Source organism: Streptomyces europaeiscabiei, assembly GCF_001550375.1.
In the GTDB taxonomy this organism is placed as follows: Bacteria; Actinomycetota; Actinomycetes; order Streptomycetales; family Streptomycetaceae; genus Streptomyces; species Streptomyces europaeiscabiei.
The window spans coordinates 1-9727 of record NZ_LRTR01000454.1 but is presented as its reverse complement, the minus strand read 5'-3'; the positions used below and the strand labels follow the sequence as shown (position 1 = coordinate 9727).

Below are 9727 nucleotides of genomic sequence, written 5' to 3'. Positions count from 1 at the left end.
CGCCGCGCGCAGCGCCGGACCCGCCGAGGACGCCCAGCCGCTGGTCACAGGCGTGGAGCACTCCCCGGACTTCACGGACGCGCCCGCCGAGACCTCCTCCGCCGTGTTCACGGACTTCGCGCCGGCGCTCGGGGAGTCGTTCGCACGCGCGCGTGCGGGCGGCCGGGAGCTGTACGGCTTCGCCAACCACGAACTGGTGTCGAGCTACCTCGGTACGTCCACGGGGCTGCGGCTCCGGCACGACCAGCCGAACGGCACGCTGGAGCTGAACGCCAAGTCCCCGGACCGCAGGCGCTCCGCCTGGGCGGGGCGCTCCACGCGGGACTTCAAGGACGTCGACCCGGCGGCCCTGGACGCGGAACTGGCCGTACGGCTGGGCTGGGCAGAGCGGCGGGTGCCGCTGCCCGCCGGCCGGTACGAGACGCTGCTGCCGCCGACGGCGGTGGCGGATCTGCTGATCTACCAGATGTGGTCGGCGTCGGCGCGGGACGCGGCCGAGGGCCGGACGGTGTTCAGCAAGCCGGGCGGCGGTACCCGGATCGGCGAGCGGCTGACCGAGCTGCCGCTGACCCTGCGCAGCGATCCGAACGAGCCGGGCCTGGAGTCCGCTCCCTTCGTCCTGGCCCACTCCTCCGGCGGCGACAGCTCGGTGTTCGACAACGGCCTGCCGCTGAAGGAGACGGAGTGGATCAGCCGGGGCGAGGTCGCGCACCTGCCGACCACCCGGCACAGCGCGGGGCTGACCGGGCTGCCGGTGGTACCGACGATCGGCAACCTGATCCTGGACGGCGGCGAGGACCGCTCCCTGGAGGAGATGGTCGCGAACACCCGGCGCGGGCTGCTGCTGACCTGCCTGTGGTACATCCGCGAGGTCGACCCGGCGACGCTGCTGCTGACCGGGCTGACCCGGGACGGCGTCTATCTCGTGGAGGACGGCGAGGTCACGGGCGAGGTCAACAACTTCCGGTTCAACGAGTCGCCGGTGGACCTGCTCGGCCGGGCCACGGAGGCCGGGCGCACGGAGAAGACGCTGCCGCGCGAGTGGAGCGACTACTTCACCAGGGCCGCGATGCCCGCCCTGCGGGTGCCGGATTTCAATATGAGTTCTGTCAGCCAGGGCGTATAACCTCGTACCTGATTACGAGGTACCTGGTTCACGAGGCACCTGGTTACGAGCTCGATCAAGGAGACACGAGAACCGTGACGGACATCGTCGACGAGCTGAAGTGGCGGGGACTGTTCTCCCTGTCCACCGACGAGGACGCTTTGCGCAAGGCGCTCGCGGACGGTCCCGTCACGTTCTATTGCGGTTTCGACCCGACCGCGCCGTCCCTGCACGTCGGACACCTGGTGCAGGTGCTCACCGTGCGCCGGCTCCAGCAGGCCGGGCACCGGCCGCTGGCGCTGGTCGGCGGCGCGACGGGTCTGATCGGCGATCCCCGCCCGACTGCGGAGCGCACGCTCAACGATCCGGAGACGGTCGCGGGCTGGGTCGGCAGGCTGCGCGCCCAGATCGAGCCGTTCCTGTCCTTCGAGGGTGAGAACGCGGCCGTCATGGTCAACAACCTCGACTGGACCGAGGGCCTCTCCGCCATCGAGTTCCTGCGGGACATCGGCAAGCACTTCCGCGTCAACAAGATGCTGACGAAGGACTCCGTCGCCCGCCGGCTGGAGTCCGACCAGGGCATCAGCTACACCGAGTTCAGCTACCAGATCCTCCAGGGCATGGACTTCCTCCAGCTCTACCGCAGGTACGGCTGCACCCTCCAGCAGGGCGGCAGCGACCAGTGGGGCAACCTCACGGCCGGCCTGGACCTGATCCACCGGATGGAGCCCGGCGTGCAGGCGCACGCTCTGGCCACGCCGCTGATGACCAAGGCCGACGGCACGAAGTTCGGCAAGACCGAGGGCGGCGCCGTCTGGCTCGACCCGGAGATGACGACGCCGTACGCGTTCTACCAGTTCTGGCTGAACGTGGACGACCGCGACATCACCCGGTACATGCGGATCCTGTCCTTCAGGTCCCGTGCGGAGCTGGAGGAGTTGGAGCAGCAGACGCAGGAGCGGCCGCAGGCGCGTGCCGCGCAGCGCGCGCTGGCCGAGGAGCTGACGACGCTGGTGCACGGGGCCGAGCAGACCGCCGCCGTGATCGCCGCGTCCCGCGCGCTGTTCGGGCAGGGCGACCTGGCCGAGCTGGACGAGAAGACGCTGGCCGCGGCGCTGTCCGAGCTGCCGCACGCGAAGGTCGCCGAGCTGGCGACGGTCGTGGATCTCCTCGCGGAGGTCGGGCTGGTGCCGAGCAAGTCCGCGGGGCGGCGGACCGTGAAGGAGGGCGGGGCCTACGTGAACAACGTCAAGGTCACCGCCGAGGACGCGCTTCCCTCCCGGGAGGAGCTGATTCACGGGCGGTGGCTGGTGTTGCGGCGCGGGAAGAAGAACCTGGCCGCCGTCGAGGTGACCGGGGCCTAGGCGCCGTAGGGGCGTGGGGGATCTGACGGGTGCCGCTTCGTCGTGGCATGTCGCGCGGTTCCCCGCGCCCTGGTCGGGGCTCAGGTTCGTTGTTTGTTCTTGCCCAGGGTCGCCATGTAGGCCATGTCGCCCAGGGCCACGATGACGATCGCGGCGATCAGCTGGAAGGCGTGGCGGGTCCAGTCGATGCCGGAGGTCTCCTCGACCCCGAAACCACGCGCGATCGCGTTGCCGACGACGGCGCCCAGCATGCCGAAGATCGTCGTCAGCCAGAGCGGGCTGTGCTGCTTGCCCGGAATGATCGCCTTGGCCAGCAGGCCGAGTACGAATCCCACGATGATCGCCCACAACCAGCCCATGGCTGCCTCCTCGTACGGCTCGACGTGAGCATTACGCCCAGTGTCGGCCCGCCCGCGATACGTCGCATGTCGGGCACGGCCGTACGCGCTACGACGGATCCCCTCCGCTCCCCGTGGCAGGTGACCCGGTCTCGTAGGCGGCGCAGACGCGGCGTAACGTGGAGCTGGTTCGGACCGCGTTCCATGAAGCGGGCGCGGGCGGGGCACGGGCCGGGGAGCGTCCGATACAGGCGGGTGGTGGAACGTGATGCGGAAGCAGAGCAACCCCGAGGTCTTTCGGATCACAGGTGCCCGGCAGGGCCTCGCCGACGACGTTCGCGGCCGGCAGCGTCGCTACATCATCGCGATGTCCGTCCGCACCCTCGCGGTGATCGCCGCCGCGGTTCTCTGGAACGTCGAACGGCACGTCGCGGTCGTCGCACTGGTGCTCGGCGCGGTGCTGCCGTACATCTCCGTGGTGATCGCCAACGCGGGCCGCGAGAACGCGCCCTCGTTGCCGTCCACGTTCGTCCACGCCCCCACCCGTCCGATGATCACGCCGCCCCGGCAGACGGACGCCTCTTCCTCGGCCGAATTCGGGGCCGAGGGACGCTTCGCGGAATCCGTCCCGGAGGACGTCGCGGCCGATCCCGAGGGCGGTCGGCGCAGTGAACCGCGCGAGCGGGCCTGAGCACCGGGAATCCGGACGAAGCGGAATGCAATCACCCGCCAAGCTCAAGAAATGCTCAGATCAATCATGAAGTTCCTGTGCCGGGCAGAGGCCTACCCGTGACATACTTCGTACGCGCTCCGCATCCCCCGTCGGAGCGACAGACCGACGCCGGGCAGCTCCCCCCGTGGCTGCTCGGCGTCGCCTTTTCTGCGGCTAGGGTCGACGTGTGAACATCCTCAACGTCCCCGGCTCCGATCCGTCCTCCCCCGTCTGTTCGGCCAAGGGCTGTCGTGCCGACGCGGTCTGGGTGCTCGCCTGGAACAACCCGAAGCTGCATACGCCGGAGCGCCGCAAGACATGGCTCGCGTGCGACGAGCATCGGGAGCACCTGTCGCAGTTCCTGGGGGTGCGGGGGTTTCTGAAGGACGTCGTCGAGCTGTCGGAGTGGGAAGCGCCCGAGAGGTGAAGGGCTCGGGGAATCCTGCGACTGCGGCTCCGTCGCGATTCCTCACGCAGAGTCCCCGCGCCCTTTCATGGCTCGTCGGTCTCAGCCTCCGATGGCGGACATGGGGCGGTCCGGCTGCACGAACGACGGATCGTCCAGGCCTGCTCCCGCCTTCTTGCCCCACATCGCCAGGCGCCAGATGCGGGCTATCTCCTCGTCCGGGGCGCCGGAGCGCAACGCGGCCCTGAGGTCGGTCTCCTCGCGGGCGAAGAGGCAGGTGCGGACCTGGCCGTCGGCGGTGAGGCGGGTGCGGTCGCAGGCCGAGCAGAAGGGGCGGGTGACGGAGGCGATGACGCCGACGCGGTGGGGGCCACCGTCGACCAGCCAGCGTTCCGCCGGGGCCGAGCCGCGTATCTCCGAGCCCTCGGGGGTGAGGTCGAAGCGGGTGCGCAGGGACGTCAGGATGTCGCCCGCCGTCACCATGCCGTCGCGCTTCCAGCCGTGCTGGGCGTCCAGGGGCATCTGCTCGATGAAACGCAGCTCGTAGTCGTGCTCGACGGCCCAGGCCAGGAGGTCGGGGGCCTCGTCGTCGTTCAGGCCCGGCATCAGGACCGAGTTGACCTTGACCGGGGTCAGGCCCGCGTCGCGGGCAGCCTGAAGGCCTTCGAGGACGTCCTTGTGGCGGTCCCGGCGGGTGAGGGTCTTGAAGACGTCCGGGCGGATGGTGTCCAGGGAGACGTTCACCCGGTCCAGGCCGGCCGCCTTCAGGGCCGTCGCCGTGCGCTTGAGGCCGATGCCGTTGGTCGTGAGGGACATCTGGGGGCGGGGGGCGAGGGCCGCCACGCGCTCCACTATGCCGACCAGACCGGGGCGCAGCAGCGGTTCGCCGCCGGTGAAGCGGACCTCCGTGACGCCCAGGACGCGGACGGCTATGTCGATGAGGCGGACGATCTCGTCGTCGTCAAGCAGGTCGGGCTTCGCCAGCCACTGCAGACCCTCCTCGGGCATGCAGTACGTGCAGCGCAGGTTGCACCGGTCGGTCAGCGAGACTCTCAGGTCGGTGGCCACCCGGCCGTAGGTGTCGATGAGCACGTGGGCCCCCTCCCTCGTAGCGGATCACAAATTTTCCGACACCTGCGAGCCTACGTGACGCCACTGACAACATCACCGGCCGAATCACACGAGACGCGACGCGGGGCCGCCGTAGAGATCTACGACGGCCCCGGGCGAAGCGAGCCGGATCAGTGGGCGCCGGTGCCCGTGAGGGACCGGACCTCCAGCTCGGCGTACTTGGCGGCGTCGGGCTCCTCCTTGGACAGGACGGTGCCCAGCCAGCCCATGAGGAAGCCGAACGGGATGGAGATGATGCCCGGGTTCTTCAGCGGGAACCAGGCGAAGTCGACGTCCGGGAACATCGCCTTCGGGTCGCCGGAGACGACGGGCGAGAACAGCACCAGGCCGACGGCGACGATCAGACCGCCGTAGATCGACCACAGCGCGCCCTGGGTGGTGAACTTCTTCCAGAAGAGGCTGTAGAGGATGGTCGGCAGGTTGGCGGAGGCCGCGACGGCGAAGGCGAGGGCGACCAGGCCGGCCACGTTCAGGTCGCGGGCGAGGCTGCCGAGGCCGATGGAGACGACGCCGATGAAGACGGTCGCCCAGCGGGCCGCGCGGACCTCTTCGGCGCCGGAGGCCTTCCCCTTGCGGATGACGTTGGCGTAGATGTCGTGCGCGAAGGAGGACGACGAGGCGAGGGTGAGGCCCGCGACCACGGCGAGGATCGTGGCGAAGGCCACCGCCGAGATGGTGGCCAGCAGGATCGCGCCCCAGGCCGAGTCGACGCCGCCCAGATGCAGGGCCAGCAGCGGGGCCGCCGTGTTGCCCGACGGGTTGGAGGCGATGATCTCGTCCTGGGAGATCAGCGCGGCGGCGCCGAAGCCGAGGGCGATGGTCATCAGGTAGAAACCGCCGATGATGCCGATCGCCCAGTTCACGGACTTCCGGGCGGCCTTGGCGTTGGGCACCGTGTAGAAGCGGATCAGGATGTGCGGCAGACCGGCGGTGCCGAGGACCAGGGCGATACCGAGGGAGATGAAGTCCAGCTTGGAGGTGCCGGTCAGGCCGTACTGGAGACCGGGCTCCAGGAAGGCGGCGCCCTTGCCGCTGTTCTCGGCGGCGGTGCCGAGCAGATCGGAGATGTTGAAGTTGAACTTCAGCAGCACCAGGAACGTAATGAGGAGCGTGCCGCTGATGAGCAGGACGGCCTTCACCATCTGGACCCAGGTGGTGCCCTTCATGCCGCCGATGGAGACGTAGACGATCATCAGGATGCCGACGAGGGCGACGATGAGGATCTTGCCCGCGTCGGACGTGATGCCGAGGAGCAGCGAGACGAGGACGCCCGCGCCCGCCATCTGGGCCAGCAGGTAGAAGATCGACACGACGATCGTGGAGGTGCCGGCGGCGGTGCGGACGGGGCGCTGGCGCATGCGGTACGCGAGGACGTCACCCATGGTGTAGCGGCCGGAGTTCCGCAGCGGCTCGGCGACCAGGAGCAGGGCGACCAGCCAGGCGACCAGGAAGCCGATGGAGTACAGGAAGCCGTCGTAGCCGAACAGGGCGATGGCGCCCGCGATGCCGAGGAACGACGCGGCCGACATGTAGTCGCCGGATACGGCGAGGCCGTTCTGGAAGGCGCTGAACTGGCGCCCGCCCGCGTAGAAGTCGGCGGCGTCCTTGGTCTGGCGGCCGGCCCAGACGGTGATGGCGAGGGTCGCCAGGACGAACAGCCCGAACAGGGTGATGATCAGTGGCCGGTGCTCACTGGCCTCTCCGGCCGCGAGGACTGTCTGCTGTACGGGGCTCATGCGCCGCCCTCCATCCGGGACTTGATCGCCTCGGCCTTGGGGTCGAGCTTCACGGCGGCGTGCCGCGAGTACCACCAGGCGATGAGGAACGTGGTGACGAACTGGGCGATGCCGAGGACGAAGGCGACGTTGATGTTGCCGAAGAGCTTGGTGCCCATGAAGTCGCCCGCGTAGTTGGAGAGCAGGACGTACAGCAGGTACCAGGCGATGAAGGCCACGGTCAGCGGGAAGGCGAACGAGCGGTAGGAGCGGCGCAGTTCGGCGAACTCGGCGCTCTCATGGACCGCGGCGAACTCCTCGGGTGAGGGGAGATGATGCTCTGCCTTCGCTGGGGGCGGTGCGTCGGTTGCCACGGAGTCTCCTCGCGTCTCCGCCGCCGTCACGACGGCGGACGGTGACTTCTTCGCCGTCGGATCGGGGGACGGCTGGGGTACGGACATGGGTCGGCTCTGTTCCTTCGGTGACGGGGCGCACGATCGTGCTCGGGCTCCCTGCACAACGTCACGGCGGCGCGCGAGGACCGGTTCAACCCTGCGTGTTTCTTTCGAGAACCGATGCGGAACCGGCCGGGACGTGCGGTGGTCCCGAGGGTTACCCCTCTACTTCGGCCTCCCGCCCATGAAGTCATTGCTGGCCGACGACGACCAGAGATAGCTTCGGGCTGCACCACCAACGTCATGTACCTGCCCAGGCACCCGTGTGTCCCGGGCCGGTTTCTTTGAAAATGATGTGGAGATCCCATGGCTCATCTGCGCTCCAGACGACGGCTCGCCCTCGCGGTGCCGGTCGTCCTGTCGCTGACCGCCTCGCTCGGTTTCCTGCCGGGCGTCGCCTCGGCGGCCCCGCTCGCGGCGTCCACCGCCGCGACGGCGGAGGGCCCGAACCTCTCGTACGTCGTGAACACGAAGACGAACAAGCGCACGATAGCCGCCGTGCAGGAGGCGATAGCCGAGGCCGGCGGCAAGATCGTGATCACGTACGCCGAGATCGGCGTGATCGTGGTCCACTCGACCGACCCGACGTTCGGCGCGACGATCCGCGCCGTGCGTGGTGTGGAGTCGGCCGGTGCCACCCGGACCTCCCCGCTGACGCCCGCCGGCACGACGGACGTGGGTGCCGTCGACTACCTGACGGCCGCGGAGGCCGCGAAGGTGAAGGCCGCCTCGGCGGACATGCCCGGCGCCGAGCCCCTCGAGGCCGACCAGTGGGACCTGCGGTCGATCGGCGCCGACAAGGCCGCGAAGATCAACCCGGGCAGTGCGAACGTCACCGTCGCCGTGATCGACACCGGCGTCGACGACACCCACCCGGACCTCGCGCCGAACTTCTCCGCCGCCCAGTCCGCCAACTGCAACGGCGGTGTCGCGGACACCAGCGAGGGCGCCTGGCGGCCGTACACCCCGGAGGACTACCACGGCACACACGTCGCCGGTGAGATCGCCGCGGCCCGCAACGGTGTCGGCGTCGCCGGTGTCGCGCCGGGCGTGAAGGTCTCCAGCATCAACGTGACCGACCGCAGCAGCGGCCTCTTCTACGCGGAGAGCGTCGTCTGCGCGTTCGTCTTCGCCGCCGACCACGGCGTGGAGATCACGAACAACAGCTACTACGTCGACCCGTGGCTCTACAACTGCATGGACGACCCGGACCAGCGGGCGATCGTCGACGCGGTCAACCGGGCCCAGGAGTACGCCACGAAGGAGGGCACGCTGCACCTCGCGTCGGCGGGCAACTCCAACCACGACCTCGCCTCCGACGCGATCGTGGACGCCTCCAGCCCCAACGACACCACGCCGGTCCAGCGCACCATCGACCCGAGCGAGTGCTTCGACGTCCCGACCCAGCTCCCGGGTGTCGTCACGGTGAGCTCGACGGGCGTGAAGAACGAGAAGTCGTACTTCTCCACGTACGGCAACGGAGTCGTCGACATCGCGGCCCCGGGTGGCGACGGCCGCTACCAGATCCCGGACACGCCGTCGAAGAACGGCCGCATCCTGTCCACGATGCCGAACGGCGCGTACGGCTACCTGCAGGGCACGTCGATGGCGTCGCCGCACGCCGCCGGTGTCGCCGCGCTGCTGAAGTCCACGCACCCGGGGGCGAACCCCGGGCGGTTGCAGCGGCTGCTGAAGGCCGAGGCGGACAAGCACGCCTGCCCGACGTCGTACGACCAGAACGGCGACGGCACTCAGGACGCGGTGTGTGAGGGCGACGCGAACCTGAACGGTTTCTACGGGTTCGGCATCGTCAACGCCCTGAAGGCCGTCAAGAAGTAACCCTCGTCGCCGGGGAGCACAGGATCTCGCGGGACCGATTCCCGCACAGCTCACGGCACGCACATCGACACGTTGGACGCGGTGCACGGGCAGGGGTTCTCCTGCCGAGGTCGGGCCGGGCGGTGGTACACCGTCCGGCCCTTCCGTTGCATAGTGCGGGTCATGACAGAGATGAACCATGCGTGGGCGGCCCTGGGCGGCGATCCCGCCCTGTTGCCGAGGGTCTCGACCGTCGTAGGGGACGGGGTGCTGGAGGCCCGGCTTCCGGTAAGGGAGCTGGCGCGGGCCTGCGTCGGGGTGTGCGCCCTGGCGGCGGCCGAGTTGGGGGCGCGGCGGGCCGGGCTCGCGGAGGTACCCCGGGTGCGGGTGGACGACCGCGCGGTCGGTACCGCCTTCGTGAGTGAACGGCATCTGCTGATCGACGGCCGGGCGCCGGTCTCCTTCGCGCCGCTGTCGCGGTTCTGGCGGACGGCGGACGGCTGGGTGCGGACGCACGCCAACTACCCGCACCACCGGGAGCGGTTGCTGTCCGCGCTGGGGGTGCCCGAGGCCTCTCCCGACCCGGTCGCCGCCGTCGGGGCGGCGCTCGCCGAGCGGTCGTCCCTGGGGGTCGAGGAGGCCGTGTACGCGGCCGGGGGCCTCGCGGTCGCCCTGCGGACGGC

General features: G+C 69.7%; 9 protein-coding genes and 1 pseudogene. 6 read left to right on the top strand and 4 right to left on the bottom strand.

What is annotated here, in order from left to right; translation table 11 throughout:
- Both AWZ10_RS22190 and tyrS read left to right on the top strand, forming a co-directional pair.
- Positions 1-1126 (top strand): metallopeptidase TldD-related protein (locus AWZ10_RS22190; RefSeq protein ID WP_060891883.1); only part of this gene is annotated, 1126 nt, incomplete at its 5' end.
- Positions 1127-1200: 74 nt separating this feature from the next.
- Positions 1201-2469: a tyrosine--tRNA ligase gene (gene tyrS, locus AWZ10_RS22185; RefSeq protein WP_046704941.1), complete on the top strand. Its 1269-nt coding sequence runs from the start codon at positions 1201-1203 to the stop codon at positions 2467-2469.
- Between the two features lie 80 nt (positions 2470-2549).
- On the opposite strand, the gene AWZ10_RS22180 is transcribed toward tyrS, so the two are convergent.
- Positions 2550-2828, bottom strand: coding sequence for a GlsB/YeaQ/YmgE family stress response membrane protein (locus AWZ10_RS22180; protein ID WP_037691268.1), 279 nt, complete (start codon positions 2826-2828; stop codon positions 2550-2552).
- Between the two features lie 247 nt (positions 2829-3075).
- Between AWZ10_RS22180 and AWZ10_RS22175 the strand changes: the two genes are divergently transcribed.
- The gene (locus AWZ10_RS22175; protein WP_046704942.1) at positions 3076-3498 is read left to right on the top strand and encodes a DUF3099 domain-containing protein; all 423 of its coding nucleotides are present in this window, start codon (positions 3076-3078) and stop codon (positions 3496-3498) included.
- 208 nt (positions 3499-3706) lie between these two features.
- Positions 3707-3946 (top strand): hypothetical protein, encoded by a 240-nt coding sequence (locus AWZ10_RS22170; RefSeq protein WP_046704943.1) that lies wholly within the window; start codon positions 3707-3709, stop codon positions 3944-3946.
- A gap of 81 nt (positions 3947-4027) precedes the next feature.
- On the opposite strand, the gene moaA is transcribed toward AWZ10_RS22170, so the two are convergent.
- The 3 genes from moaA to AWZ10_RS22155 form a co-directional block, all read right to left on the bottom strand.
- Positions 4028-5017 (bottom strand): GTP 3',8-cyclase MoaA, encoded by a 990-nt coding sequence (moaA, locus tag AWZ10_RS22165; protein WP_037691274.1) that lies wholly within the window; start codon positions 5015-5017, stop codon positions 4028-4030.
- Between the two features lie 149 nt (positions 5018-5166).
- A complete protein-coding gene (locus tag AWZ10_RS22160) occupies positions 5167-6792 on the bottom strand; it encodes a solute symporter family protein (RefSeq protein WP_060891882.1) in 1626 nt (541 codons plus the stop codon).
- Positions 6789-7145, bottom strand: coding sequence for a DUF485 domain-containing protein (locus AWZ10_RS22155; protein ID WP_060891884.1), 357 nt, complete (start codon positions 7143-7145; stop codon positions 6789-6791). The genes AWZ10_RS22160 and AWZ10_RS22155 overlap by 4 nt, the downstream gene beginning before the upstream one ends.
- 387 nt (positions 7146-7532) lie before the next feature.
- On the opposite strand from AWZ10_RS22155, the gene AWZ10_RS22150 reads away from it, so the two are divergent.
- Positions 7533-9065, top strand: a complete 1533-nt coding sequence (locus AWZ10_RS22150; protein ID WP_046704945.1) for a S8 family serine peptidase — start codon at positions 7533-7535, stop codon at positions 9063-9065.
- Positions 9066-9227: 162 nt separating this feature from the next.
- Positions 9228-9727: pseudogene (locus tag AWZ10_RS22145) on the top strand (CoA transferase); the annotation flags it as partial.

Bases quoted from the DNA above. Each gene is read 5' to 3' on its own strand.
- AWZ10_RS22180 (WP_037691268.1), bottom strand. From the start codon at position 2,828: ATGGGCTGGTTGTGGGCGATCATCGTGGGATTCGTACTCGGCCTGCTG.
- AWZ10_RS22175 (WP_046704942.1), top strand. From the start codon at position 3,076: ATGCGGAAGCAGAGCAACCCCGAGGTCTTTCGGATCACAGGTGCCCGG.
- AWZ10_RS22160 (WP_060891882.1), bottom strand. From the start codon at position 6,792: ATGAGCCCCGTACAGCAGACAGTCCTCGCGGCCGGAGAGGCCAGTGAG.
- AWZ10_RS22150 (WP_046704945.1), top strand. From the start codon at position 7,533: ATGGCTCATCTGCGCTCCAGACGACGGCTCGCCCTCGCGGTGCCGGTC.